Here is a 25,778-nt window from a genome sequence, read left to right as displayed (position 1 = left end):
GAATGATTCATTCTACAGCCTTTAATAGATTTTTAATCTATCAACCTTCTAATAATAATGACTTTGGATCTTCAAGCATATCTTTAACAGCAACAAGGAAGCTAACTGCTTCTTTACCATCAACAATACGGTGATCGTAAGATAAAGCAATGTACATCATTGGGCGGTTTTCCATACGCTCGTTATCAATTGCAACTGGGCGTACTTGGATTTTATGCATTCCTAAAATACCAACTTGAGGGCTATTTAGGATCGGTGTTGACATTAGAGAACCGAATACACCACCGTTTGTAATTGTAAATGTACCACCTTGTAGTTCTTTTAATGAAAGTTTGTTATCGCGTGCTTTTTTACCTAATTCACGAATTTCGCTTTCGATTTCAGCGAAGTTTAATTGGTTAGCATCGCGTACAACTGGAACAACTAATCCATCTGGAGCTGCTACTGCAATACCGATATCATAGAATTTTTTAATGATAAGCTCGTCACCTTGAATTTCAGCATTTAATAATGGGAATTGTTTTAATGCTGCAACAACTGCTTTTGTGAAGAATGACATGAAGCCAAGACGTACATCATGTTTTTTCTCGAAAGCATCTTTGCGTTCTTTACGTAATTCCATGATCGCACTCATATCAACTTCGTTAAATGTTGTTAACATTGCAGATGTTTGTTGAACTTCTACAAGACGTTTTGCAATTGTTTGACGGCGGCGGGACATTTTCACGCGCTCAACTGGTTTTTCAAATTCCGTTTTTGCAACTGGAGCAGGAGCTGGACTCTTTGGAGCAGCTGGTGCTTCTTTTGGTGCTGCAGCATGAGCTTGTACATCATGTGGTCTCACGCGTCCAAGTGGATCTGTACTACGTACGTCGTTTAAGTCGATTCCTAATTCACGAGCCATCTTTCTAGCAGCTGGTGATGCGATAGGACGGTTTGTATTTGGTAACCCTTGTAGTGTTGCAGTTTGCTCAGCACTTGGTGCCGCAGCTTTCGGTGCTTCAGCAGCTGTTTCTTGTTTTGGTTGCTCAGCAGCCGGTGCAGGTGTACTTACTGCAACTGGTGCTCCATTAGCATCTAAAATTGCGATAGTTGCGCCAACTTCAACTGTATCCCCAGGTTCGCCTAGTAACTTCGATACAATACCTGAATCTTCTGCAATGATTTCTACATTGACTTTATCAGTTTCAAGCTCAACAACGCTGCCACCTTTCTCAACTTTGTCGCCTACGTTGATAAGCCATTGTGAAATAGTTCCTTCAGTAATAGATTCTGCAAGCTCAGGTACTTTAATTTCGATCATTTTAAATGTCCTCCCCTTATTTGCCTAACGGTGTGTTTTTTCTTCTTTTGTCTTCGGTAATCTCCATTTGTTAGCCTGGCCTTGGGCAGATATTCTGCCCAAGGAACAAGCTAGAAACCTTCATTGTTACTTTTTAGTTGCTGTAAACTTCAATTTCTTGTTTATCTTGACGGAAGTTATACTTCACATCTAAAGCATGTGCAACAATTAGCTCTTGCTCAGCTTTGTGAGCGAATGGATCGCCGCCAGATGGACTAGAGCGATCAGGACGTCCAATGTAGCCTGTTTTCACTTTATCTCCAGCAAGTTCGAACAGAATTGGAGCCATGTAATGCCATGCGCCCATATTACGAGGTTCTTCTTGAACCCAAATGATTTCTTCTAAGTTTTTAAAGCGTTTAATAATAGATTGAACTTTCTCAGCAGGGAATGGGTACAATTGCTCAATACGAACGATATGAACTTCGTCTAAGTTGTACTCATGTTTACCCGACTCGATTTCTGCTGCTAAGTCAATCGCCATTTTACCTGTGCTTAAAACAAGACGCTTTACTTTATTTGGTTTCATGCCAAGGTTTTCTTGTTCTAAAGCAGGTTGGAAACGTCCTTCGCTTAACTGACTAGCAGTTGAAAGCGTAAGTGGGTGACGTAATAAACTCTTCGGCGTCATCAATACTAATGGTCGAACAGCTTCTGTTCCTAAGATAGATGCTTGACGACGCAGGATATGGAAGTATTGAGCCGCGCTCGTTAAGTTTGCAACTGTCCAGTTATTCTCAGCAGCTAACTGTAAGAAACGCTCTGGACGTGCACTAGAGTGCTCTGGTCCTTGACCTTCATAACCGTGTGGTAATAGAAGAACTAAGCCAGATTTTTGACCCCATTTTGCTCTTCCAGCTGAAACATATTGATCAAATAATGCTTGCGCAGTATTTGAGAAGTCACCATATTGCGCTTCCCACATAACGAGAGTTTCTGGAGCGAATACGTTATAACCATATTCGTAACCAACAACAGCAGCCTCTGATAACGGACTGTTATGAACAGAGAACGATGCATTAATGTTTGGTAAGCGATGTAACGGTGAATATGTTTCATTTGTATCAGTATCGTGTAATACGATATGACGGTGTGCGAATGTACCACGCTGTGAATCTTGACCAGTTAAACGAATTGGCGTACCTTCTTGTAAAATAGAAGCGAATGCTAACGATTCAGCAAGTGCCCATTCAATTTTACCGTTCTCTTCAAGAGCATCTTTACGGCGCTCAAGAATTTTCTTCACTTTCGGATATACGTTAAATCCTTCCGGCCAAGATAGTAGACCTTCATTAATTGCACGAAGTGAGTCAATCTCAACACCAGTATCAATTGACTGAATACCTTTTGCAACAACATCTGGTACTTTAACGTGAATTGTTGCGTCGCTCGTATCAGCTGGTGGTACTTGTGCATAGTCGGATTTTAATTGCTCTTGTGTAAACTGTGTAATTGTTTCAACCTCATCTGCATTTAGAACACCAGCAGCTTGTAATTGATCTGCATAAATTGCCCTTACAGTTGGATGGTTTTTAATTTTTTTGTACACTTGTGGTTGCGTAACTGCTGGATCATCCATTTCGTTATGACCGTAGCGGCGGTAACCAATTAAATCGATTAAGAAATCTTTTTTGAACAACATGCGATATTGAATCGCAAGATTAGCAGCTGCAAGACAAGCTTCCGGATCATCAGCGTTCACGTGAACAATCGGAATATCGAAACCTTTTGCAAGGTCACTAGAATATTTCGTAGAACGAGAATCATAGCTATCAGTTGTAAAACCAACTGCATTGTTTGCGATAACATGAATCGTTCCGCCTGTTTGATACGCGTTCAATCTGCTTAAGTTGAGTGTCTCAGATACAATACCTTGACCAGGGAATGCAGCATCACCATGAACTAAAATTACGAATGATTTTGAAGTATCTTGATCTGGAAGACCAGATTTTTTACGATTCTCTTGAGCAGCACGTGCGAAACCTTCTACTACAGGATTCACGAACTCAAGATGACTCGGGTTATTTGCTAATGTCACGCGAGTGCTAACTTCTTCGTTACTAATGACTTGTTCTCTACCTAGGTGATATTTCACATCGCCAGTCCAGCCAGAATTAGCCACTGCGCCTTCTATTTTTGCATGTTTGAACTCAGCAAACATGTGGCTATATGGTTTTTCTAATACGTGAGCAAGTACGCTTAGGCGACCGCGGTGAGCCATACCAATCATGACATCCTCTACGCCGTTCTTAGCACCTTCTAGAACAATTTCATCTAAAACAGGTACAAGCATATCAACGCCCTCGATAGAGAAACGTTTTTGCCCAACGAATGTTTTATGCAAGAATTGCTCGAAACCTTCAACAGCTGTTAAACGTTTTAAAAGAGCAGTTCGTTTTTTATTTGATAGTGGTTGACGCAATGAATTTGATTCCACCATTTGATGCAACCACGCGCGTTCTTCACTATCTTGTATATGAGAAAATTCATAAGCTAAAGATTTTGTATAAACGTCTTTTAATCTATGAATTACATCAAGTGCAGTGTGAATACCTTCTGGTGCATCTGGCCATACTGTTTTCGCTGGAATCGCTTTCAAGTCAGCATCGCTCAGTTCGTTCAATGCTTTCTCAAGAAGAGATTGTCCATTTGCAGCATCTTCCATCGGGTTGATGTGAGCCAACGTGTGCCCGAAAGAACGAATCTGCTCAACAAGTTGAACGACTTTAAGAATTTTTTCAATGTTACCTGTGTTTTGAGGAGAAAAATGTGTTGCTGTGTTGTCCCCTGTTACGACATCATCTTGAAACGAAGGAGCTCCAAAAATTTCAAAAAGCTCTTGTAATTCCGGATCAACAGAACCTGCTCCAGTTACGTAAAGATCATACTGCTCAATAACATAACCAAGGTTCGGACCGTGGAACTTGGCCCAAGGGTTTGTCGTTGTATTCTTCCTCGTCATTTGTTTAAACCTCCCAATGCATATAATCCTTTTCCATACAAAGGTGCATTTTGCTCTTTTTCAATAAGTAATGAATCAATAATCAATGTAAATGTTTTCTTTACTCTTATGTTATTACAATAATTTACATAATACCAAACACTATTACTTATCTGTTTTGTAAAAAAACATTCACAATAACTTATCACCCAAGTTAATCTTTCATGTTATAAAGTAATTTTACAGAAAAATGGGGTGGATATATTTGGTATGCCTATACTAATAGCTATAATTGTTGCATTTAAATATAGGTATAATAGTTAGAATGTTTCGATAAAATTAGTTTGAATTATGTATATTGAAATAATAAGCGCTTTCATAGATATTATACAACAATATAACGGAATATAGTATAAAAAATAAAAAATTATGAATTTATCGTAAACTTTATTTAGATAGTGTTAAATATTGAAAGGAAAGTGAAGGATTTCTACAAAAAAAGTTGCTAAACATAAAAAATGCTCCATAAACAGTTAGTTTCTATAAATATGACGAAAAACACCGTAAAACAAATAACGTATTTCGTGAAATAAAGAAATAAATGAAATATTTTAAAAGGATAAAACAAATATGGAGATATTAAATTTTAAAAAAAGAAGTGAGGAGATATAGTAACAGTTATTTACAGTGTTCCGTGTTTCGCTTCAAAATAGACGTGCTGAAATTGAAAAAAAGTTTCTTCTATATTATTGAATATACTTATGGCACTTACGATGAGTACCGTCTTTATCTCATTTGTTGTTTTGGCAAAAAGATATTAAGATGGAAGAGAGAAAGGAAGATTAACATATGCAAATGATGTATGCTTTTGGCATTGGGCTTGTATTATTTTTAGCAGTATTCTTATTTATTCGTAAAGACGTTCAAGGCGGGACGTTAACGAAACGAGGATTTTATAAAATGATCGGCTGTTTAGTTGTTATGTTTATAGCGATTATTGTAATGATCGTTTTAATAAGTCGGTCACTATAGAATGTAAAAACGGAACCTTACTTCGGTAAGGTTTTTTCTTTATTGTTCAACCTAAAAATTACCACTAAATCCATTTACTATAAATGACTTGTATTATATAATCCAATGAAATGATAGATAAGGAGTGTAGTATATGAATAAAAAAACTATCTTCTATTTATTAACTTGTCTACTACTTGTAGCTAGTACTACTTATATAATATGTAAAAAAAGAGAACAAGTGCCACCTATATTAGTATGGGACGAACAAGAATACTATGTTACGAATGAACCTGCCAAAGTAGAAGAAGTTGGGCAAAAACTTGGCGAAGTAACAAAGAAAATTAAAACAAGTAAAAAACCTACTAAAAATAAAGAATCTAATACATTACAAGAGAAAACAGAAGTATTCACAATGATTGAGGAAGAAAAAAGTGATTACCCGCCTTTAATCATAAAGGAAGCTTATAGTGATGAATATAGGGTAGTGAGGCCGATGTTGAAGCAAGTATTATGATGAAAAGGAGATTCATATGCAGACAGTAATTTCGTATCCGTGGGTGTTAAGAAAAATATTTGTCTTTTTCCTCTTATCGGTGCTGTTTACATTTTGATGAATAGAGGAGCGATACAAAAGAGAGATTTTATATTTATTATTTGCTGCTATGAATATATCACTTTGGTTATTGCTTATGATTTTTGATTGGAGTATGTGGATGGTAGTAGGGCATTATTTGTTTGGAGCAGTTGTTATTGTTTTTTCGAATATGAATAAGAGCTAAGCCAGCAACCTTAAAGTTGCTGGTTTTTATTTTGCTATTTATAATGAAGAAACAAATTTTTAATAGAGAGTAGTGGGCGTTATGAGATGGAAAGAGGGAACGTTTGAAAAAATAGACACGAATAACTCATCTGTTGAGCAACTTATAAACACGTTTAAGGAACAAAACTTAATTGGTGGAGCAATAATAAGCTGTTTTAAAGTGCATAACGAAAATTTTTTTAAAGAAATACCACATTCGAAAGATGGACATGAGCACTTCTTTAGAAGAATCTTCAACTCTTTAGACATAATCAATAACTTAGAAGAGTTAAAAATACATACATCAGACAAATATAAGTTTCGTTTTAAAGAGCAGCTGGCAGTTATGCTTGATGGTAGCATTGCTGCGCAAATTTTGTGGGGCGGAGCATATGAAGGGTTTAAGGAACGACCAGTTATCGCAAAACAATTAGCAGTCAATGTATGTCAATATATGTTCCAAGATCGATACGAAGATATTAAAGTGTTCGAAAGCTATCGCCCTTGGACAGATTGGTTTTACGATGTTGCGTGGGATGTTACTTGGATGGTGTTAGATAGTAGGGAACAGAAAATGTGGTTCATTTGTGCTACGGATACAGATTGATAGAAGAGGGACCTTGTAGGAATGCTGCAAGGCCCTTTATCTTTTGGGAATTAATAGAAAACGAATCATATAAATGCTATACTAAAAAATGTTTGTAATGTCAGTTTCATAATATTGTATGATGCTGACTTACTAGAAAAGATAAGAGGAGAATGAGCGTGCAAAAGATAAAGAGATTATTGCTATTAATGATGGTAGTAGGATTAACAGCAGGTGTTTTAGCAGGGTGTGCAAATCCGAAAGATACTACAGAAGAATTTTTAACAGCGATACAAAAAGGTGATGTAGAAAAGGCTCGTACATTTGTTGAGAGTGACAAAGAATTTAATAAACTAAATGAAAAAACAGATGATACTGAGGCAAAAGCAATGCTAAGTGCAATTACAAAGAACTTTAAATTTGAAAAGATAGAAGAAGTATCGAAAAAGGATGACAAAGCAGAAGTGAAAGTGAAAATTACATCTGCTGATCTATCCGTTGCTGTAACAAAAGCAGTGGGAGAAGTTATGCCAATGGCCTTCGCTAGCGCATTTAGCGAAGACAAAGAACAATCTGAAAAAGCGATCGAAAAAACAATGACCTCAACTATCATCAAAAACTTAACGGATAAAGATGCAGCAATGGCAACTCGCGAAGTTACCTTGAACTTAAAGAAAGACAAAGATGGTGACTATAAAATCGTTGCTGACGATAACTTGAAAGAAGTATTGTTTGCCAATGCAAAGTCTTTGGAGAAGATGTTTGGTGGGAAGTAATTGAATGAGATAAAAAAGAGACACTATATCACGTAGAAGGTTGATATGGTGTCTCTTTTTTTTATGAACCTGAAGAGGTTTGAACTCACGAAAATAATTATATAAATTCGATATTATGATTTTTTAATTTAAGACATAAAGCTAGTTGTAGCAGAGGAGGTACTGTATTCTATGCTTTCTTATGCGGATCCTATAGCGTAGAAAGGTAAAATTTTTGGACCAGATTTTAATTAGTTTTCCTTCAGTTTTAATGAGGAGGTGTACGAAGATGTTGTGACTATGTCTGCTGAATACTATTAATTGTGAAGTTAAATAAGACAACAATTTATTAGAGGAAGATTAGTTAGTTTAAGTATCAGATTTAGGTGTTTAACAGGGGTACTAATTAATTTCAGTTCTTCCATGAAAAATTAAAGAAAAAGTATGGATAAACAAATTCTTGTTTTAAGTGAATTTTGTGAATGTTGGAGGCCGCTTTAAATAGAGATGGTCAACGCTATGTAAATAATTGAGAGTGTTAAAATATGCAAAATTGCATATTAAATATTTTAAATCTTATGCTAACCTTATAATGCGAAATATAACATTTGTTGGTAATAATTAATTTTTGAAAGATAAAAAATTAATCATTACAGTGGTATACAATTCACTGTCCTATAGCATAAACAATAATAACGAAAGCTATTTGAAGTCCTTTGAAGGAAATAAGTTATTGGAAAAAATTACATATATGGAATTTGTTTGAATTTCAGATGTAACAAATGTCATTTTATTTTTAATGTCTGATAAAAGCGATGCCATTAGAGGGCAAAATATTGTGGTTGACTATGGATATACAATTGTATAAATAAATCATCTTGGGAATTAAGGGTGCGGATAATGAGTTTACTAATTAAAGATTTAACAAAGAAATTTGACGAGCATGTTGCAGTGAATAATTTGAATATCGAGATACCAAAAGGTGAAATATTTGGATTCTTGGGCGGGAATGGAGCAGGTAAAACGACTACATTTCGAATGATACTTGGACTTTTATCGAAATCAAGTGGGACCATTTCATGGAATGGTAAACCTATAAATTATGGTGTTACAGATAAAATTGGGTATTTACCAGAAGAACGTGGTCTTTATGCGAAAATGACTGTCAAAGAACAAGTTAACTTTTTTGCAAAACTAAAGAACATGAAAAGTAAAGATGCAGAAAAAGAACTTCACTATTGGCTGGAGCGTTTTAATATTACTGAGCATCTGAACAAAAAGGTAGGAGAACTTTCTAAAGGGAATCAGCAAAAAATCCAGCTGATAACAGCGATTATACATAAGCCTGAACTCTTAATTTTAGATGAACCATTTAGTGGTTTAGACCCAGTAAATGTTGAAATGTTAAAAGACGCTGTTCTTGATATGCAAAAACAAGGGTCGTCAATTCTTTTTAGTTCACATCGTATGGAACATGTGGAAGAATTATGCCAACACATTTGTATTATGCACAAAGGTGTACCTGTTGTTCAGGGTGACATTGCCAAAATTAAAAGTGATTTTGGTAAAAAGAACGTTGTAATCGTTGGCGATCATGACTTTGACCATTTGAAAGAAATAAAAGGTGTAGAAAGTATGAAGAAACGTAAAAATGCAGTTACTCTTAAAATTTCATATGAAGAAGTGTCACATGTTTTATTTAAAGAGATAACAAAATTAGGGTATGTTAAAAAGTTTGCAGTAGAAGAGCCTACATTAAATGATATCTTTATTGCGAAAGTAGGTGCACAAAATGAGTAGTTTCTGGACAATTTTTTTACAAAACTATAAATCTAAAGTGAAATCAAAATCATATTTTGCTATTACAATAATAGTTTCTATGTTAATTATAGGATTGATGAATTTTGACAAGATTTATAACTTGTTTGCAGGTAACGAGGACGATCAAGTTGTTGTTGTTACAGAAAAAGAAGAATTATATTCAACCATTCATCAAGTGTTTAAAAATGTTGATAGTAAGATACAAGTTAAACGTAGCACGGATAAACAAAAAGCAGAATCAGGTGTTAAAAATGGTGATTATACATATGCAATCGTTGTAGAGGAATTGAATAATAAACAATTAAAGGCTACGTATATAACTGAGACGGATGTAAATCAGCAAGATGTTAGCAAGGTTCAAACGATTTTATCTCAAATACAATCTTCTAACTTCGCCCAGCATTTGAATCTATCGCAAGATGAATTAAAGGTGTTAACAACGCCAGTAGAAATTCATACCAAAACGGTTTCAGATAAGGTTAAAGATGGAGAACATACTGAGGGGGTAGGAATTTTAATTAATGTCTTTATCATGCTAAATTATCTAATGATATTAATGTATGCTGCACAATTAGCAACAGATGTTGCAACAGAGAAATCTTCTCGTGTTATGGAGTTAGTTGTTTCAAGTATTTCGCCTACCAAACATTTATATGCGAAGCTATTCTCGACATTATTGGCTGGTATTACGCAAATCATAATTTGGGGCTTGGTCGCAACTGTTGGATATAAAACAGCAATTAATGATTCGAAAAATGATATTTTAAATAGTATTGATTTAAATTCTGTTGCTCCAACTCTAGTCTTTTATGGGATTCTATTCTTCACATTAGGATTCTTATTATATGGCTCATTATCTTGTCTATTTGGCTCTATCATTACGCGTATAGAGGAATCTTCTCAAGCTGTTATGCCGCTGATGTTTATGTTACTTGCTGCTTTGTATATCGCAATTTATGGAATGTCAAATCCAAGCAGCATGGTTGTTACCATTACTAGTTATGTACCTTTCTTTACTCCTATAGTTATGCTTGTACGAATTGGATTCCTTAATATCCCAGTATGGGAGATTGCGCTAGCATTAGGGATTCTAATCGCAACAATATGTATAATGATTGGTTTAACGAGTCGTGTTTACCGCGGTGGCGTATTAATATATGGTAAAGGTGCATTTAGTAATATCAAAAAGGCAATCAAGTTAGGGCAAAAATAGGATTCGTCTATTCATTTTTAAACTTAAATTTACAAAGATCTGCATAGTTAAACTGTGTAGATCTTTTTTGTTGAGAAATTTATATAAATAAATATAAAAATTGTCGTATTAGGCTATTTTTCAAAGAGAATTTTAAAAAGCTCTCAAAAGAGAGTAAAGAATCGAGTTCTAGCGAACAACGCAGAGCGATGATTAATATAATTTATGTCTTTCTCCAAAATGGAGAAAAGAAGTAGGGAAAAAATTTAGTTTTAATAATAAGCATTTATTTGCTACATAAAGAAAACCCCTTGACTATCAAGGGGTTTTTCATATGATCCCGACTGGGTTCGAACCAGCGACCTCCACCCTGTCAAGGTGGCGCTCTCCCTGCTGAGCTACGGGATCCCAACTATAAATGTTACCATCAGCAATGTATTTTCATTTCATCCGTGTAATCGGAGAATTTGTACAATTTGTTGAGTATTGTAACATTTGATGTATTCCTATAATAGCAACGAACTTCAATGGTGTAAAGATGTAATTTTCTGAATATTTATATTCTAATTTTTGTATAAAAAAATAAGCCCCGAAGAGCTTATTTTAATAATAATATCAACGCAATTATCAATGATATTTTCAAAAATACAATCATAAATAATGGAGCTTGTTCATAAGCTATCGTCCTGTAACTGTCATTCCTGCTGTGTAAATTGTATCAATAGAACCGTCAGCGCCTTTTATTTCGACTTTATAACGATATGTTCCATCCTCATAAATATCATCGCCATATCCTGTGAAAGTTGCAATTTCATCATTGCTTCCAGCTGGGACCCATTGATTTTGCCAACGGAAGTTGGTTTCAAATTCTCCCCATCTATCGCCATATTTCTTTTCAAGGCTGACATTGTAATGAATTTCTTCAGCTCGGTCATTTGTAATTCTTGCAATTACGCTGTTACCAAAAGTAACTTGTGTAGAGTGTACCTGAACTGTAACACCGTTCACCGTTTCACCAGGACCACAAATGTAATGACAACCATCCCATTCGTCAGCATGTGCTTTTGGTGTTTCAATGTTCATAACCGTTAAACCGCCTAAAGCTAATGCGCCAGTTAATAATACTTTACCAAATGTTTTCACTTGAAATTCCCCCTAAGTATATTCTCAATTCATTCGATAGATATCACATTAATCTAATGGAACGTTTTTTCCTTAAGTGTATTCGCTATGAATCTTTCATCTTGTAGTAATCTAACCTCTACATAAAATTTCATAGTTTTGATTCCGTATATGTATCATGATTTACATAGAACAAATCTGTTAATACGTTTTGGTTATTTGCTTATCCCACTACTCTTTATTACCTTTTATTGGTAAAACGTTGGTTTTATTATATACCATTATTATCTATTTACAAGAGAAAACAATACTGTATGCAAAAATGCATAATAAAAAACACTACTTGTATTCTGAATTACAGAATACAAGTAGTGTTGGGTTTCAATTAATATTTAATTGGAACCTAATGCTAATTTTTTATGTTTAACAGTATACATATATCACTGTTTTTTTAGTCATAATTGATAAAATTTGTTCAGGGGACGCTCTTCCTGTTGAGCTATGGGATCTTTAAAAGGGAAAGTATAAGCGATTATGAGAGTAATGTATGAAGGGATAATGATGAGAAGCGAATTTAGTAGAAAGTAGTCTTTGGATGTAGAGGTTATATTATTTCCGATACCAATCCAAAGGACCTTCATCACTCAAATCAACAAGAAAAGGGAACAAGAAGTGTAAAGGTAAGCTTATAAGTTCTGGCATAGCGTTCACTGTTTTCTTTGATAGATATTGCCTCCCAAAACAATACGGACAATCTTTTTCAAATGTCACGAGTATTGACCATACATCTTTTACTTTCCATTTCGTTTTACAATACGTACAACGCGCCATTGAGTTCCTCCTCAGTTTAAGGTGTTTTCTAATATATTCTACTTTATTGTACGAAAGTCATTTGAATTTGATGTGGTAAAATGCAAAACAAGCCTAACCTCGTTCTACATTCAGGGAGGGGCTAGGCTTGTTTTAATTCCGTTCAATGTCTCTTTGTATCAGGCTGTTTATACATTGCCTAGATAGCTTCGTGTTAAATTCGGGAGAATAATTTTTCCATCTTTACTGTATTTTTCGAATAGCTCTGATAGGAGAAAAATAAAGTTTTTATACTGTTCGTCATTTTCTTTCGGAGCATAAGATGCTGATAAATTCCTTCCCAAAAACCCTTCATAATCAAAAAGTAAATCATTTTGATATTCTTTAAAATCATACTTTCCATCTTTAAAAAAGTTGTTAAATACTTCTGGAGTTTCATCTATTCCACCGCTAAAGCCTTTAAAGTTTGGACAGGTTTTCTGGCAAATTTCTGCATTCTCTTTAATAAGTGGACTAGTTAAATCTCTACTATTCCAAACAAGTGCAACATTTGCTTTTTGTTTTAAAATTCGTTGGCATTCGATTTTGAAAGCCTCTTTATCAAACCAATGAAATGCTTGGGCAACAGTTACTAAATCTACACTATTTTCTTTTAAAGTGGTATTTTCAGCAGTTGCTTTTATGGATTGAAAACGAGAATATAGTTTTAATGATTGCTCAGCCATCTTTCTCATAGCATCATTTGGCTCAACTCCAATAACATGTAAACCACTTTCAAGCAGCTGGTGGCTAAATATCCCCGTACCTGAACCAATATCAGCCACAATCCGATTCCCTTTCAGTTGGTTAGCTGAAAGCAAGTAATCAATATATTCATTAGGATAACTAGGGCGATATTTTGCATATATATCGGCCCTGTCAGTAAAATTTTCTGTTGTTTTCACAGTACTACCTTCTTTCTTACGATATGATGTACAGAAATAGAAATTAAATATGAATTCCGGCATCAGTCTCTAAGTCTACAACTTAAGAGTCCAGCTAAATAGAAAGCCTCAGTTTCTTTATTCAAATATCCTTTATCCGTTTAGTATACTATTTTAGATAATATCTTCCAAAAGACTAGAATGGCTTACTCAATTATGTTTTAAAGTGTATATTTTTATGGATTTATTTAATAATTTATGAGCAATTGTATGCCGTATTACGTTTACGTAGGTAAGAGATTTTCATTTTTGCTATTTAAATTGGCCAATATATCCTTTTTACAATTTACTGAAAATCATGTATAACAGAGATACATGATTATTTTATCTCGCTATTTGCGGGCAGTAAGATCCCTTACCTCGAAATTCAGCAAAAGTAAAGAAGTTAGGTTCGGGTCGGAATGCCCGTAAAAGTCCGATTCGTGAGGGTTGATGAAAGTTTCACTTTATAAATATTCAGAAGTAGAGGGAGAAAAGTTGTAATGGTAAGAAAAACGTTCAAGATGCGCGTGTCTAAAAATAGAACGATTTCGATTAATGGATCGATTCTTGATGTGGATGTTACACATGATGAATTTTTACAAGAGTTTGTTGAGTGGGTTGATTCTAAAGGTTGGTCGTTTATGGGAATAACAGATGAGATTACGCCCGAGGAAGCTAGTCAAAAGTTAATAGATTCGTTGATTGATGAGAAGGATAAGAAAGAGTAATTCCTTCTTATTTTTATTGTATATTTATGTTCTTTATCGTAAAAGTATGATATAGTAAAAAATAGTGAAATTTCTTCCAATATAATACAAATTACATATGATTGGTAGATTTATTATTTTGTTAAGGAGTAAATGGAAAAGGGAGAGTCATATGGTAAATTTTAAGAAAATTTTGGTTTTTATTACAGTTATTTGTTCGTTTTTTTTGACGCCCATAACATTGCGTGCTGAGACGAATATTGGAGTAAATCCAGAACAAGTTGCACCACCACCTGCGGAAGGACCGAATGTTTTTAGTCAGTTTGCAACGACAATTGATGCGAAAACAGGAGATGTTTTGTATGATAAAAACGCATATCACCGAGCATATCCTGCTAGTACGACGAAGGTGTTAACAGCGATTTTACTCATGGAGCATACAAAGCCAGAGGATCAATTTACATTTTCACAATTAGCATTAGATCAAGAGAAGAGTAATTATCAAATTGAGTTTCAACCTGGAGAGACAATTAATAGAAATACTGCGCTTATGATTTTAATGGTGCTGAGTGCGAATGATGTGTCGTATGCGATTGCGGAGCGGATTGGCGGGAGTGTTGAGAATTTCGCTAATATGATGAATGAGAAAGCGAAGCAATTAGGAGCGAAAGATAGCCACTTTGTAACACCGAATGGATTGCATGATCCGAACCATTATACGACGCCGTATGATATGGCTATGATTACGAAGGGTGTGCAAAAGTATCCTGAAATTTTACAAGCGATGAATACGAAAAGAACGACAGTTACGACGTCTAGGCAGACGGTGTCTATTTTTAATAAATCTAATTTTTTTGAAAATCCATATAGCATTGGCGGTAAGACAGGGTTTACGAATGAAGCACGTAATACACTTGTTTTATTAAATGAGAAAGATGGAAATCGTATTATAAGCGTAGTAATGGCTTCTCAGAGACCTGAAATTTATGAAGATTTAAAGCAGATGGCGGAATATTCTTTCGGTCAATTTACGAAGCAAATGGTGCTTGATAAACATAATTGGCATCAAAAAACAACATATTTAAATAAAGATGTTAATTCTGAGTTGGAACAAAGTGCGGAGCTTATGCTTAAGAAAGATGAAGGGAAAAATGTGAAAACTATTTTCCGGGCGGCTTCATTAGATAAAGAATCTTTATATCATAAAGGAATACATCGTGGTGAGGTAGTTGGTGCAGTTGATATTACGAAAAATAATCAAACAATTGCGACGGTAAATGTTCTTTCAACAGAAGATGTCACTTTTACGATGCCTAAAAAAGATACAACTATGCCTGAAGTAAAAGACTCAAATGTGAAAGTAATAAGTGTTGGGATAGGTGCGATTATATTATTTGGAGCAATTTTATATGTAGTGTTGCGCCGAAATACAAAAGGAATGAAATCAGAAGATAAATAAATTACTAATAAAAAGACTGTGTAAAATTTTGGCGCAGTCTTTTTTCTATATTTTAAATAACTAATAATTGTAAATTTTCTTATTGCAATAACTTAAAGTTCGTTATATCATTTACTTGTGTTCTTGTTAAAGAACAAAGTGGATGTTGCATACTTCAAATAATATAAAACAACGGAGAGGGAGAGAGACGATGAAATTAATATGGAAGATAATTAGCAACGCGATCTCATTTGTTTTATTTGCATTGATGGTTTTTTTAGCTTTTGTAGTTATTTCTTCAAAAGCAAGCGGTGGTGATCCGACAGTGATGGGATATCAATTTAAGAGCGTTCTTTCAGGATCAATGGAGCCGACGTTTTTAACAGGATCAATCATTGCAATAGAACCAAACAAAGATGGTTCTAAATATCAAAAAGGTGATGTTATTACCTTTAAAGAGAAAGATCAAAAAATTATCACTCACCGTATTATCGGTGTGAAAGATACAAATGGAAAAGTAATGTATGAAACAAAAGGGGATAACAACAACGGACCAGATTTAGAGCCAGTACTTGCAGAAAATGTAGTTGGAAAGTATGCAGATATTACAGTTCCGTATGTTGGTTATTTACTGAATTATGCGAATTCAAAAGCGGGAGCAGCATTGCTTCTTATTATTCCAGGAGTCTTTTTGCTTGGTTATTCCGCTATTTCTATTTTTGGTGCTATTCGTAGCATTGACGGAGAAAAGAAAGATAAAAAAGTAGAACAATCCGTCTAGTTCGTTTGGTTATACTTTCCGTTTAGGAAGTTAACAAATATATATTAAGGGGATATGGACATGACTTTAAAGAAAAAATTAGGAATGGGTATTACATCAGCAGTATTAGGAGCAGCTTTAGTTGGTGGAGGAACATTTGCATTTTTCAGTGATAAAGAAGTGTCAAACAATACATTTGCGGCTGGAACACTGGATTTAGCATTAAATCCATCAACAGTTGTTAACGTATCGAATTTAAAACCTGGGGATACAATTGAAAAAGAATTTAAACTAGAAAATAAAGGTTCTTTAGATATTAAAAAGGTTCTACTGAAAACAGATTATAATGTAGAAGATGTAAAGAAAGATAATAAAGATGATTTTGGTAAACATATTAAAGTAACATTCTTAAAAAATGTAGATAAGCATGAGACAATTGTGAAACAAACTACTTTAGATAAATTAAAAGGTGACACACTTACAGCTGTAGATAATGATTTATCGGCTTGGTTCTGGGATGAAAAAGGTATTTCAGCAGGTAAATCTGATAAATTCAAAGTGAAATTTGAGTTCGTTGATAATGGAAAAGATCAAAATCAATTCCAAGGCGATAAGTTACAATTAAATTGGACGTTTGATGCACAACAAACAGCAGGTGAAGAAAGATAATAATAAAAAGGGCTATCACATGGATAGCCCTTTTTCTATTTTTCTAGTATTTGTCTATCAATTTTAATAGTTCTTTACTATAATATAGATAATGTTCTGTATAAAGAACGTAATGTTCGATGGGAGAGATTAAGATGCTGAAAAGACCGCGTAATTTTAAAAAGATGCTTATATTGCCGTGTATGTGTTCTATTACGTTTTATTTAGGATCTCAAATTATGACGCATACAGAAGCGGCGTTCATTCATGAAACGAAAGTAGAAGCGACGCTTTCTACAGCAATTATATTTCCGAAAACAGTTAATACGTTAAAAGAGCAATCTGAGAAACATAAACAGTTTATTGAGCGTGAGTATGGAACGATGAAGGGGAAATTGAAAGCAACTTCTATTGAAGAAATAAAACAGGCGATTTCTGTATGGCAACAAGGGCGTGAGAAAATTGTTGCTGAGAAGGAAGCTCTGCAAAATGTATATACTGAAATAGAAGCTCCTTACAATCAAATACAAGAAGAATTAAAGGTAAATAAAGATGAGTCGATGCAGCAAGTGTCCGTATATGTAAATGAAGGCTTTCGCAGTATCAAAGAGAAGCGTGACTATATTGAGAAAGAAATTAGCTTGAAAGCTATTGATGAGCAAATTCAGGCTCTTCAGCAACAATTAAACGTTGCAATTGAAGCGGAAGGACAAAAGAAAGTAGAAGAACAAAAGAAAGCAGAGGAACAGAAGAAAGTAGAAGAACAAAAGAAAGCAGAGGAACAAAAGAAAGCCGAAGAACAAAAGAAAGTAGAAGAACAGAAGAAAGCCGAAGAACAAAAGAAAGTAGAAGAACAGAAGAAAGTAGAAGAACAGAAAAAAGTAGAAGAGCAAAAGAAAGTGGAAGAACAGAAAAAGCTAGAAGAGCAGAAGAAAGCGGAGTAACTGCTTTAGTGAAACAGCCAGAAAACAAGAATGTGGTGTAAGAGAGAGTGAACGAATAAGCAAGACTAGTAATATTTATACGAGTGTGAGGGAACGTTAGCCCTCACCTCTTTGTTTTTCTTTTTTCTTATAGTATTAAATGATTTGAGTGTGAAAAAAGTTATAAATTATCATTATTTTTCTGAAAAGTCTAAAAAATATTGAGAAATAAAAATAACTGAAAATATTAATAAATATGTGTTGTGTTTATATAGAGTTGTTCGTTATAATGAACATAAGGTTTTTAAAAAAGAACGCATATTAGCTAAGCTAATATAGTTTTCTTTACATCTCTTATTGAAAAATAAGTGATAAAAATATAAAAAAAAGCTAGGGGGAATTGATTGTGAGTCTGAAAAAGAAATTAGGTATGGGAGTTGCATCAGCAGCATTGGGGTTAGCTTTAATTGGTGGAGGAACATTTGCATTCTTTAGCGATAAAGAAGTATCAAACAATACATTTGCAGCTGGGACGTTAGATCTTACATTAAACCCTAAGACGCTTGTAGATATTAAAGATTTAAAACCAGGGGATTCTGTTAAGAAAGAGTTCTTATTACAAAACAGCGGTTCGTTAACTATTAAAGACGTTAAATTAGCAACAAAGTATACTGTTAAAGATGCAAAAGGTGATAATGCTGGTGAAGACTTTGGTAAGCACGTTAAAGTAAAATTCCTTTGGAACTGGGATAAACAAAGTGAGCCTGTATATGAAACAACTTTAGCAGACTTACAAAAAGTTGATCCAGATCTTTTAGCTAAAGATATCTTTGCTCCTGAGTGGGGAGAAAAGGGTGGATTAGCAGCTGGTACAGAGGATTATCTATGGGTACAATTTGAATTCGTAGATGATGGAAAAGACCAAAATATCTTCCAAGGTGATACATTGAATTTAGAATGGACATTCAATGCCAACCAAGAAGCTGGGGAAGAAAAATAATAAAAAAGCGGGTATTCCCGCTTTTTTTTATAAAGAAAAAGAAGTGCTGGTTGTAAGCACTTCTTTCTATTATTATTTTTGATTTTGCTTCCACTTTGTAAATTCAAGAAATTCACGAAATTGTTCTTTGGAGACACCAGAGTTCATTGCATCTTTAACGAGTTGTGTCCATTCGGAGTCTAGGTTAGTTTCCTTTGTTGTTTCATCATGAAGTAAAGTATCAACTGGAATTTGTAGAACTGCTGCGATCTTTTCAAGAAACTGAATGGAAGGGTTTTTTTGTAAATTTCGTTCTATAGAACTAATGTAAGATTTAGCAACGCCAGCTTTTTCGGCAAGTTCAGTTAATGAAATCCCTTTTTGTAAACGAAGGCGTTTTATACGTTCTCCAATCATATTTGCGCACCTTTCTATCAATATGTAGTTGTCTTATGATGTCATTATTATAACATAAACTTCGTTAAAAAGAACAAACCTATTGAGCCTGACTGGATGGCTTCATACGTTGGAAAAATTGCTCGATGTCTTGCATGGCGATACCAGCATCTAGAGCTTCAAGTATTAAATCAATCCATTCTTGATCCAGTGCGTCTGTCTTATCTTTGTACAAATGTAATTCCTCCCTAATTATCGGTCATAATTGCTGCTACAGAATACATGATAATGCAATCGGATTTTGTGTTTTATATAGTGAATTATCAAATATTGTGTAGATGAAACAAAGATAAAATCCCCATTAAACTCCCTCTATGGAAATTATAAATTGTTCGATAAAAACTTTCAATATTTTCAGAAAACATTGTTGAATTGTGATATATTCGTATGCTAACTATGAAATTTTTACAAATATATTAAAAATATTACATAATATGACTAAATATTGAAAAAATATTGAATTTTTAATAAAATTCAATTTGTAATACATATTATTTATTAGGGGAGGAAATAAGGGATGAACAAGAAACCGTTCAAAGTTTTGTCATCAATCGCTTTAACAGCTGTATTAGGCCTTTCATTCGGAGCTGGTACTCAATCTGCATATGCTGAAACGCCTGCGAATAAAACAGCTACGAGCCCAGTTGATGATCACTTAATTCCGGAAGAACGTTTAGCAGATGCGCTAAAAAAACGTGGGGTAATTGATTCGTCAGCTTCAGAGAAAGAAACAAAGAAAGCTGTCGAAAAGTATGTAGAGAACAAAAAGGGTGAAAATCCTGGGAAAGAAGTACCAAATGGGGATCAACTTACGAAAGAAGCATCTGATTTTTTAAAGAAAGTGAAAGATGCGAAAGCAGACACGAAAGAAAAATTAGATAACCCTGCAACAGGAACACCTGCAGCGACAGGCCCAGTTAAAGGCGGTCTAAATGGTAAAGTACCAACTTCTCCAGCGAAACAAAAAGACTATAACGGTGATGTACGTAAAGATAAAGTACTCGTTTTACTTGTAGAGTACGCTGACTTTAAACATAATAATATCGACAAAGAGCCTGGATATATGTATTCTAACGATTTTAATAAAGAACATTATGAAAAAATGTTATTCGGCAACGAGCCGTTTACATTAGATGATGGAAGTAAAATTGAAACGTTTAAACAATATTACGAAGAGCAATCTGGTGGTAGTTACACAGTGGACGGAACAGTTACAAAATGGTTAACAGTTCCTGGTAAAGCTGCTGATTACGGTGCAGATGCTGCTAGCGGCGGTCATGATAATAAAGGACCAAAAGGCCCACGTGATTTAGTAAAAGATGCATTAAAAGCAGCTGTAGATAGCGGTCTTGATCTATCAGAGTTTGATCAATTTGATCAATATGATGTAAATGGTGATGGAAATAAAAATCAACCGGATGGTTTAATTGATCACTTAATGATTATTCATGCAGGTGTTGGACAAGAAGCAGGTGGTGGTAAATTAGGTGATGATGCAATTTGGTCACATCGCTGGACAGTTGGACCAAAACCATTCGCAATTGAAGGTACACAAGCGAAAGTTCCATATTGGGGTGGAAAGATGGCAGCGTTCGACTACACAATTGAACCAGAAGATGGAGCAGTTGGTGTATTCGCGCATGAATATGGTCATGATTTAGGTTTACCAGATGAGTATGATACACAATATAGCGGTGCTGGTGAGCCAATTCAAGCTTGGTCTATCATGAGTGGCGGAAGCTGGGCTGGTAAAATTGCAGGTACAACACCAACGAGCTTATCACCACAAAATAAAGAGTTTTTCCAAAAAACAATCGGTGGTAACTGGGCAAATATCGTAGAAGTAGATTACGAGAAATTAAATAAAGGTATCGGCCTAGCAACATATTTAGACCAAAGTGTTACGAAATCTAACCGTCCAGGTATGATTCGTGTTAACTTACCAGACAAAGATATAAAAACAATTGAGCCGGCATTCGGAAAACAGTATTACTACAGCACAAAAGGTGATGATCTTCATACGAAGATGGAAACACCACTGTTCGATTTAACAAATGCAACGACTGCAAAATTTGACTTCAAATCATTATATGAAATTGAAGCAGAGTATGATTTCCTTGAAGTACACGCTGTAACGGAAGATGGTCAACAAACGTTAATTGAAAGACTTGGTGAGAAAGCAAATAGTGGAAATGCAGATTCGACAAATGGAAAATGGATTGACAAATCATATGATTTAAGCCAGTTCAAAGGTAAGAAAGTAAAATTAACATTTGATTACATTACTGATGGTGGTTTAGCATTAAATGGTTTCTTACTTGATAATGCTTCATTAACAGTAGATGATAAAGTAGTATTCTCTGATGACGCAGAAGGTACGCCACAATTCAAATTAGATGGTTTTGCTGTTTCTAACGGAACAGAGAAGAAAAGCCATAACTACTATGTTGAGTGGAGAAACTATGCTGGTTCAGATAACGCGTTAAAATTTGCACGTGGTCCAGTATATAACGCTGGTATGGTTGTATGGTATGCAGATTCAGCTTACACAGATAACTGGGTAGGTGTACATCCAGGACACGGTTTCCTAGGTGTAGTTGATTCTCATCCAGAAGCAATTGTAGGAACTTTAAATGGTAAACCGACAGTGGAAAGTAGTACGCGATTCCAAATCGCAGATGCGGCGTTCTCATTCGATAAAACGCCAGCTTGGAAAGTTGTATCTCCAACGCGTGGAACGTATACGTATGATGGTTTAGCAGGTGTACCGAAGTTTGATGATTCTAAAACGTATATTAATCAACAGATTCCAGATGCAGGACGTATTTTACCGAAGCTTGGTCTGAAGTTTGAAGTAGTAGGACAAGCTGATGATAATTCTGCAGGTGCTGTTCGTTTATATCGTTAATACTGTAAAACTACCGAGAGATTTTCTTTCGGTAGTTTTTTTGTGAGCAATGAATTTTATATAGCTGAAAAAGTCATATATAATGTAACCTTAAGAATAGAAATTTGTTATATATGAAGTCTATATAAATAATGAAAGAATTGGATAAAAATAGTGGGAGAAGGTGAGTGAATGAGTATTTCCTCTATTGTAAGTAGGCAAAAGGAATATTTTTTAAAAGGGCATACGAGAAGCATCGAAATGCGAAAGAATAATTTGAAGAAGCTTTATGAAGGCATTCAGCATTTTGAAGAAGAAATATTTCAGGCATTGAAATTAGATTTAAATAAGTCAGTTCACGAGTCGTTTACAACGGAAGTTGGATATGTATTAAAAGAAATTTCCTTTCAATTGAAACATATGTCATCGTGGAGTAAACCGAAACGAGTTCGAACAGCACTTACTCATTTTGGATCAAAAGGAAAAGTAGTGCCAGAACCGTATGGTGTGACACTTATTATTGCACCGTGGAACTATCCTTTTCAATTAGCAATTGCACCACTTGTAGGAGCACTGGCAGCTGGAAATACAATCGTTTTAAAGCCGTCAGAGTTAACACCAAGCGTTTCAAAAGTGCTTAAGAGAATGTTAGATGAATTATTCCCAGAAGAGCTTGTAGCGGTAGTAGAAGGTGGCGTTGAAGAGAGTACATCTTTGCTGAGGGAACCATTTGATTATATTTTCTTTACTGGTAGTGTTGGCGTTGGAAAAGTTGTAATGGAAGCAGCAGCGAAACAGTTGACGCCGCTCACTTTAGAACTTGGCGGGAAAAGTCCTTGTATTGTACATAAAGATGCAAAGATAGAGATGACAGCAAGAAGAATTGTTTGGGGTAAGTTTTTAAATGCAGGGCAGACGTGTGTAGCGCCTGATTATATGTATGTGCATTCTTCCGTGAAAGAAAAGCTAATTGAGGCACTGCGACATGAAATTATAGAGCAGTATAGTAAAGAACCTTTGCAAAATGAAAATTATGTGCGTATTGTAAGTGAGCGTCATTTCGAAAGATTATGTGGATTTTTACAAGATGGTCAAGTCGTAATTGGTGGAAACTATAAGAAAGATACATTACATATTGAACCGACAGTACTAGCGGATATTACATGGAAAGATACTGTTATGGAAGACGAAATTTTTGGTCCGATTTTACCAATCATAGAGTACGACAACATAGAAGATGTAATTGGCACAATCCAGCAACATCCGAAGCCGTTAGCGTTATATGTATTTTCTGAAGATAAAGAAGTACAAAAGAAAGTGACGAGTAATATTTCATATGGTGGAGGCTGTATTAATGATGTTGTCTATCATCTTGCCACGCCATATTTACCTTTTGGGGGTGTTGGAAGTAGTGGATTAGGGGGTTATCATGGGAAAGAAAGTTTTCGGACTTTTTCACATTATAAAAGCATTTTAGCCCAATCTACAGCATTCGACATGAAAATTCGTTACTCTTCTACAAAAAGTGCTTTAAAATTCATACGAAAGTTGTTAAAATGATGATGGTGTTTATCAGTAGGCGTAGCCGTATGATAATAGCCCCTTCGCAATGGAAGGGGTTTTTCTGTTCGACGTTATGTATCATGCGAAAATGAATCAAACATACTACATAAAGAATAGAAACGAACGCTTGTTAAATAACCATTTTTGTTTGGATCGAAACAAAAAATAGTCTATAGAACATAAATATTTATTCATGAATATAAAAATTTAAAATTTAAGGTAGATAGGACGGGAAAATGAAAAAGATTATTAAAGTTGAAGCAGTTGAAAAACATTTTGGAAATCAAGTGATTATCCCACCTCTTTCTTTAGATATTAAAGAGGGAGAGTTTTTAACAATTTTAGGGCCGAGTGGCTGCGGGAAAACGACTTTACTTCGTATGATCGCAGGATTTGAAACTCCAACTAAAGGGAATCTTTTATTAGATGATGAAAGAATTAACGATTTGCCGCCATATAAGCGTCATATGAACCTAGTGTTCCAACATTACGCACTATTCCCACATATGACAGTAGAGAAGAATATTTGTTTTGGTATGAAAATGCAGAAAGTATCAGCAGCAGAGCAGAAAGAGCGTGCTGAAGAGGCAATGCGTTTAACGCAGTTACTTGAGTTCCGTAATCGTAAACCTGCGAAGCTTTCTGGTGGACAACAGCAGCGTGTTGCAATTGCAAGAGCGATTGTAAATAATCCGCGTGTATTACTATTAGATGAGCCACTTGGAGCGCTTGACTTTAAGTTACGAAAAGACTTGCAACGTGAATTGAAAAACTTACAACGTAATTTAGGAATTACGTTCATATACGTAACGCACGATCAAGAAGAAGCAATGAGCATGAGCGATCGTATTGTCGTTATGAATAAAGGACATATCGAACAAATCGGAACGCCGAAAGAAATTTATAATAAGCCGAAAACATTGTTCGTTGCGACATTCATCGGTGAAAATAATATTGTGAAGAACGGGGAAGGCTATGTAGCAATTCGCCCTGAAAATGTAAAAGTACGTTCGGTTGAAGAACCAATTTTAAAAGAATACCATCTTGGACATATTGAAGATATTGAGTTTGTCGGAAATATGGAGAAGCTTTATGTACGTGATGAGAAAACATCAGAATTACTAATGGCATATCAAACTGCTGAAGAGGCAGCGCAGTGGAGCATTGGAGATAATGTATATGTAGGCTGGGAGCAAGAGGACGAGGTGACCTTAAATTGAAAAAAGGGAAATTACTCGCACTACCTACAGTCGCGTGGCTGCTAATTTTCTTCCTAATCCCGCTCGTATTCGTATTAGGATTCGCCTTCATGCAGCGCGGAGCTTACGGGACAGTAGAAATGCAATTTACGCTGGAGAATATATCCCGTGTATTTGATCCATTGTACTTAGGAACGTTATGGGAAACTGTTAAGATCGCAGTTATTACAACAGTAATATGTTTATTAATTGGTTATCCGTTTGCGTATACAATTACAATTGTTGACCGCAAATACCGCTCTATTCTTTTATTATTGGCAACGATCCCGTTTTGGATTAACTTTCTTGTTCGTTCATACGCATGGATTGTTATTTTACGTTCACAAGGTCTTGTGAATACGTTGTTATTAAAGCTTGGCATTATTAGTGAACCGTTAAATTTATTATATAATACTCCTTCTGTAATACTCGGAATGGTCTATTCTTTATTACCATTTATGATTTTACCAGTGTATGCAGCAATTGAGCAGCTGGATAAGCGTAAGCTAGAAGCGGCTTATGATTTAGGAGCAACACCAATAAAGGCATTTTGGAATATAACAGTGCCGATGACGATGTCAGGAATTGCGACTGGTTCTATTTTAGTATTCGTTTCTTCTATCGGAATGTTTGTTGTATCAGACGTGATGGGCGGATCGAAAGTAGCATTAATCGGAAACGTTATTCAAAATCAATTCTTAGGTGCACGTGACTGGCCGTTTGGATCTGCGTTATCGATTATCGTTGTTCTATTCTCTGTTCTGTTAATTTACTTATATTATCGTGCAACGAAAGTATATAAATATAATGAGAACGGAGGGGAATAGGCAAA

24 protein-coding genes, 1 tRNA gene and 2 pseudogenes are annotated in these 25,778 nt (G+C 35.0%); 19 read left to right on the top strand and 8 right to left on the bottom strand.

Annotated elements, in window-relative coordinates:
- Nucleotides 1–40 precede the first annotated feature (40 nt).
- Complete coding sequence (gene odhB / locus BLT20_RS01540; RefSeq protein WP_000569891.1) at nt 41–1,303, bottom strand: 2-oxoglutarate dehydrogenase complex dihydrolipoyllysine-residue succinyltransferase; 1,263 nt, start codon at nt 1,301–1,303, stop codon at nt 41–43.
- A 133-nt stretch (nt 1,304–1,436) separates the two neighbouring features.
- Nucleotides 1,437–4,304: a 2-oxoglutarate dehydrogenase E1 component gene (odhA, locus tag BLT20_RS01535; protein ID WP_073339324.1), complete on the bottom strand. Its 2,868-nt coding sequence runs from the start codon at nt 4,302–4,304 to the stop codon at nt 1,437–1,439.
- Between the two features lie 725 nt (nt 4,305–5,029).
- Here odhA and BLT20_RS31265 point away from each other — a divergent pair.
- The 9 genes and pseudogenes from BLT20_RS31265 to BLT20_RS01500 form a co-directional block, all read left to right on the top strand.
- Nucleotides 5,030–5,104: pseudogene (locus BLT20_RS31265) on the top strand (permease); the annotation flags it as partial.
- Nucleotides 5,105–5,132: 28 nt separating this feature from the next.
- Nucleotides 5,133–5,315 carry a DUF3976 domain-containing protein gene (locus tag BLT20_RS01530; protein ID WP_001178303.1) on the top strand — a complete coding sequence of 61 codons (183 nt, stop codon included), beginning with the start codon at nt 5,133–5,135 and terminating at the stop codon, nt 5,313–5,315.
- Between the two features lie 133 nt (nt 5,316–5,448).
- Nucleotides 5,449–5,811 carry a hypothetical protein gene (locus tag BLT20_RS01525; protein ID WP_001036580.1) on the top strand — a complete coding sequence of 121 codons (363 nt, stop codon included), beginning with the start codon at nt 5,449–5,451 and terminating at the stop codon, nt 5,809–5,811.
- A 16-nt stretch (nt 5,812–5,827) separates the two neighbouring features.
- Nucleotides 5,828–6,076, top strand: a pseudogene (locus BLT20_RS30870) (hypothetical protein).
- Between the two features lie 81 nt (nt 6,077–6,157).
- On the top strand, nt 6,158–6,703 hold the full coding sequence (locus BLT20_RS01520) for a hypothetical protein (protein ID WP_001267334.1): 546 nt from the start codon (nt 6,158–6,160) through the stop codon (nt 6,701–6,703).
- Nucleotides 6,704–6,861: 158 nt separating this feature from the next.
- Complete coding sequence (locus BLT20_RS01515; RefSeq protein ID WP_001169499.1) at nt 6,862–7,458, top strand: DUF4878 domain-containing protein; 597 nt, start codon at nt 6,862–6,864, stop codon at nt 7,456–7,458.
- Nucleotides 7,459–8,236: 778 nt separating this feature from the next.
- Nucleotides 8,237–8,305: a hypothetical protein gene (locus tag BLT20_RS31240; protein WP_131232464.1), complete on the top strand. Its 69-nt coding sequence runs from the start codon at nt 8,237–8,239 to the stop codon at nt 8,303–8,305.
- A gap of 32 nt (nt 8,306–8,337) precedes the next feature.
- The gene (locus BLT20_RS01505) at nt 8,338–9,237 is read left to right on the top strand and encodes an ABC transporter ATP-binding protein (protein ID WP_000054722.1); all 900 of its coding nucleotides are present in this window, start codon (nt 8,338–8,340) and stop codon (nt 9,235–9,237) included.
- A complete protein-coding gene (locus tag BLT20_RS01500; RefSeq protein WP_000094235.1) occupies nt 9,230–10,471 on the top strand; it encodes an ABC transporter permease in 1,242 nt (413 codons plus the stop codon). The genes BLT20_RS01505 and BLT20_RS01500 overlap by 8 nt, the downstream gene beginning before the upstream one ends.
- 314 nt (nt 10,472–10,785) lie before the next feature.
- Here BLT20_RS01500 and BLT20_RS01495 read toward each other — a convergent pair.
- From BLT20_RS01495 to BLT20_RS01480, 4 genes are all read right to left on the bottom strand, one after another.
- Nucleotides 10,786–10,858 (bottom strand) — tRNA-Val (locus BLT20_RS01495).
- 270 nt (nt 10,859–11,128) lie between these two features.
- A complete protein-coding gene (locus tag BLT20_RS01490; RefSeq protein WP_000846655.1) occupies nt 11,129–11,593 on the bottom strand; it encodes a hypothetical protein in 465 nt (154 codons plus the stop codon).
- Nucleotides 11,594–12,181: 588 nt separating this feature from the next.
- Nucleotides 12,182–12,403, bottom strand: a complete 222-nt coding sequence (locus BLT20_RS01485; protein ID WP_000090221.1) for a hypothetical protein — start codon at nt 12,401–12,403, stop codon at nt 12,182–12,184.
- Nucleotides 12,404–12,570: 167 nt separating this feature from the next.
- The gene (locus tag BLT20_RS01480; RefSeq protein ID WP_000858655.1) at nt 12,571–13,326 is read right to left on the bottom strand and encodes a class I SAM-dependent methyltransferase; all 756 of its coding nucleotides are present in this window, start codon (nt 13,324–13,326) and stop codon (nt 12,571–12,573) included.
- A gap of 521 nt (nt 13,327–13,847) precedes the next feature.
- Between BLT20_RS01480 and BLT20_RS01475 the strand changes: the two genes are divergently transcribed.
- The 6 genes from BLT20_RS01475 to calY all read left to right on the top strand — a co-directional run bounded on the left by BLT20_RS01475 (nt 13,848) and on the right by calY (nt 18,823).
- Nucleotides 13,848–14,075, top strand: a complete 228-nt coding sequence (locus BLT20_RS01475; protein WP_000251856.1) for a hypothetical protein — start codon at nt 13,848–13,850, stop codon at nt 14,073–14,075.
- A 151-nt stretch (nt 14,076–14,226) separates the two neighbouring features.
- Entirely contained in the window at nt 14,227–15,513 is a 1,287-nt protein-coding gene (locus BLT20_RS01470; RefSeq protein WP_000247030.1) for a D-alanyl-D-alanine carboxypeptidase family protein, read from the top strand.
- Between the two features lie 190 nt (nt 15,514–15,703).
- Nucleotides 15,704–16,273: a signal peptidase I SipW gene (gene sipW, locus BLT20_RS01465; RefSeq protein ID WP_000767792.1), complete on the top strand. Its 570-nt coding sequence runs from the start codon at nt 15,704–15,706 to the stop codon at nt 16,271–16,273.
- A 60-nt stretch (nt 16,274–16,333) separates the two neighbouring features.
- Nucleotides 16,334–16,921 carry a CalY family protein gene (locus tag BLT20_RS01460; protein ID WP_000172852.1) on the top strand — a complete coding sequence of 196 codons (588 nt, stop codon included), beginning with the start codon at nt 16,334–16,336 and terminating at the stop codon, nt 16,919–16,921.
- Nucleotides 16,922–17,055: 134 nt separating this feature from the next.
- A complete protein-coding gene (locus tag BLT20_RS01455; RefSeq protein ID WP_371127980.1) occupies nt 17,056–17,844 on the top strand; it encodes a DUF4047 domain-containing protein in 789 nt (262 codons plus the stop codon).
- A 385-nt stretch (nt 17,845–18,229) separates the two neighbouring features.
- Nucleotides 18,230–18,823, top strand: a complete 594-nt coding sequence (gene calY, locus BLT20_RS01450; RefSeq protein ID WP_000053713.1) for a biofilm matrix protein CalY — start codon at nt 18,230–18,232, stop codon at nt 18,821–18,823.
- A 72-nt stretch (nt 18,824–18,895) separates the two neighbouring features.
- Here calY and BLT20_RS01445 read toward each other — a convergent pair whose 3' ends face one another.
- Complete coding sequence (locus BLT20_RS01445; RefSeq protein ID WP_000578885.1) at nt 18,896–19,219, bottom strand: helix-turn-helix domain-containing protein; 324 nt, start codon at nt 19,217–19,219, stop codon at nt 18,896–18,898.
- Nucleotides 19,220–19,298: 79 nt separating this feature from the next.
- A complete protein-coding gene (locus BLT20_RS01440) occupies nt 19,299–19,433 on the bottom strand; it encodes an anti-repressor SinI family protein (protein WP_000276219.1) in 135 nt (44 codons plus the stop codon).
- A 342-nt stretch (nt 19,434–19,775) separates the two neighbouring features.
- On the opposite strand from BLT20_RS01440, the gene inhA1 reads away from it, so the two are divergent.
- The 4 genes from inhA1 to potB all read left to right on the top strand — a co-directional run bounded on the left by inhA1 (nt 19,776) and on the right by potB (nt 25,773).
- The gene (gene inhA1 / locus BLT20_RS01435) at nt 19,776–22,166 is read left to right on the top strand and encodes a M6 family metalloprotease immune inhibitor InhA1 (protein ID WP_001035936.1); all 2,391 of its coding nucleotides are present in this window, start codon (nt 19,776–19,778) and stop codon (nt 22,164–22,166) included.
- A 171-nt stretch (nt 22,167–22,337) separates the two neighbouring features.
- Nucleotides 22,338–23,705, top strand: a complete 1,368-nt coding sequence (locus BLT20_RS01430; RefSeq protein WP_000028375.1) for an aldehyde dehydrogenase — start codon at nt 22,338–22,340, stop codon at nt 23,703–23,705.
- Between the two features lie 239 nt (nt 23,706–23,944).
- Complete coding sequence (potA, locus tag BLT20_RS01425) at nt 23,945–24,928, top strand: spermidine/putrescine ABC transporter ATP-binding protein PotA (protein WP_000720333.1); 984 nt, start codon at nt 23,945–23,947, stop codon at nt 24,926–24,928.
- Nucleotides 24,925–25,773 carry a spermidine/putrescine ABC transporter permease PotB gene (gene potB, locus BLT20_RS01420; RefSeq protein ID WP_000715500.1) on the top strand — a complete coding sequence of 283 codons (849 nt, stop codon included), beginning with the start codon at nt 24,925–24,927 and terminating at the stop codon, nt 25,771–25,773. The genes potA and potB overlap by 4 nt, the downstream gene beginning before the upstream one ends.
- Nucleotides 25,774–25,778 lie beyond the last annotated feature (5 nt).

Origin of the sequence: Bacillus sp. cl96, assembly GCF_900100505.1 — a bacterium.
GTDB classification, from domain to species: domain Bacteria; phylum Bacillota; class Bacilli; order Bacillales; family Bacillaceae_G; genus Bacillus_A; species Bacillus_A cereus.
Note: the sequence above shows the minus strand (reverse complement) of the source record. Positions and strands in the feature narration are given on the sequence as shown.

Excerpts from the sequence above, each read along its gene's own strand:
- odhB (WP_000569891.1), bottom strand. The coding sequence starts at position 1,303 with ATGATCGAAATTAAAGTACCTGAGCTTGCAGAATCTATTACTGAAGGA.
- odhA (WP_073339324.1), bottom strand. The coding sequence starts at position 4,304 with ATGACGAGGAAGAATACAACGACAAACCCTTGGGCCAAGTTCCACGGT.
- BLT20_RS01530 (WP_001178303.1), top strand. The coding sequence starts at position 5,133 with ATGCAAATGATGTATGCTTTTGGCATTGGGCTTGTATTATTTTTAGCA.
- BLT20_RS01525 (WP_001036580.1), top strand. The coding sequence starts at position 5,449 with ATGAATAAAAAAACTATCTTCTATTTATTAACTTGTCTACTACTTGTA.
- BLT20_RS01520 (WP_001267334.1), top strand. The coding sequence starts at position 6,158 with ATGAGATGGAAAGAGGGAACGTTTGAAAAAATAGACACGAATAACTCA.
- BLT20_RS01505 (WP_000054722.1), top strand. The coding sequence starts at position 8,338 with ATGAGTTTACTAATTAAAGATTTAACAAAGAAATTTGACGAGCATGTT.
- BLT20_RS01500 (WP_000094235.1), top strand. The coding sequence starts at position 9,230 with ATGAGTAGTTTCTGGACAATTTTTTTACAAAACTATAAATCTAAAGTG.
- BLT20_RS01485 (WP_000090221.1), bottom strand. The coding sequence starts at position 12,403 with ATGGCGCGTTGTACGTATTGTAAAACGAAATGGAAAGTAAAAGATGTA.
- BLT20_RS01475 (WP_000251856.1), top strand. The coding sequence starts at position 13,848 with ATGGTAAGAAAAACGTTCAAGATGCGCGTGTCTAAAAATAGAACGATT.
- BLT20_RS01470 (WP_000247030.1), top strand. The coding sequence starts at position 14,227 with ATGGTAAATTTTAAGAAAATTTTGGTTTTTATTACAGTTATTTGTTCG.
- sipW (WP_000767792.1), top strand. The coding sequence starts at position 15,704 with ATGAAATTAATATGGAAGATAATTAGCAACGCGATCTCATTTGTTTTA.
- BLT20_RS01460 (WP_000172852.1), top strand. The coding sequence starts at position 16,334 with ATGACTTTAAAGAAAAAATTAGGAATGGGTATTACATCAGCAGTATTA.
- BLT20_RS01455 (WP_371127980.1), top strand. The coding sequence starts at position 17,056 with ATGCTGAAAAGACCGCGTAATTTTAAAAAGATGCTTATATTGCCGTGT.
- BLT20_RS01445 (WP_000578885.1), bottom strand. The coding sequence starts at position 19,219 with ATGATTGGAGAACGTATAAAACGCCTTCGTTTACAAAAAGGGATTTCA.
- inhA1 (WP_001035936.1), top strand. The coding sequence starts at position 19,776 with ATGAACAAGAAACCGTTCAAAGTTTTGTCATCAATCGCTTTAACAGCT.
- BLT20_RS01430 (WP_000028375.1), top strand. The coding sequence starts at position 22,338 with ATGAGTATTTCCTCTATTGTAAGTAGGCAAAAGGAATATTTTTTAAAA.
- potA (WP_000720333.1), top strand. The coding sequence starts at position 23,945 with ATGAAAAAGATTATTAAAGTTGAAGCAGTTGAAAAACATTTTGGAAAT.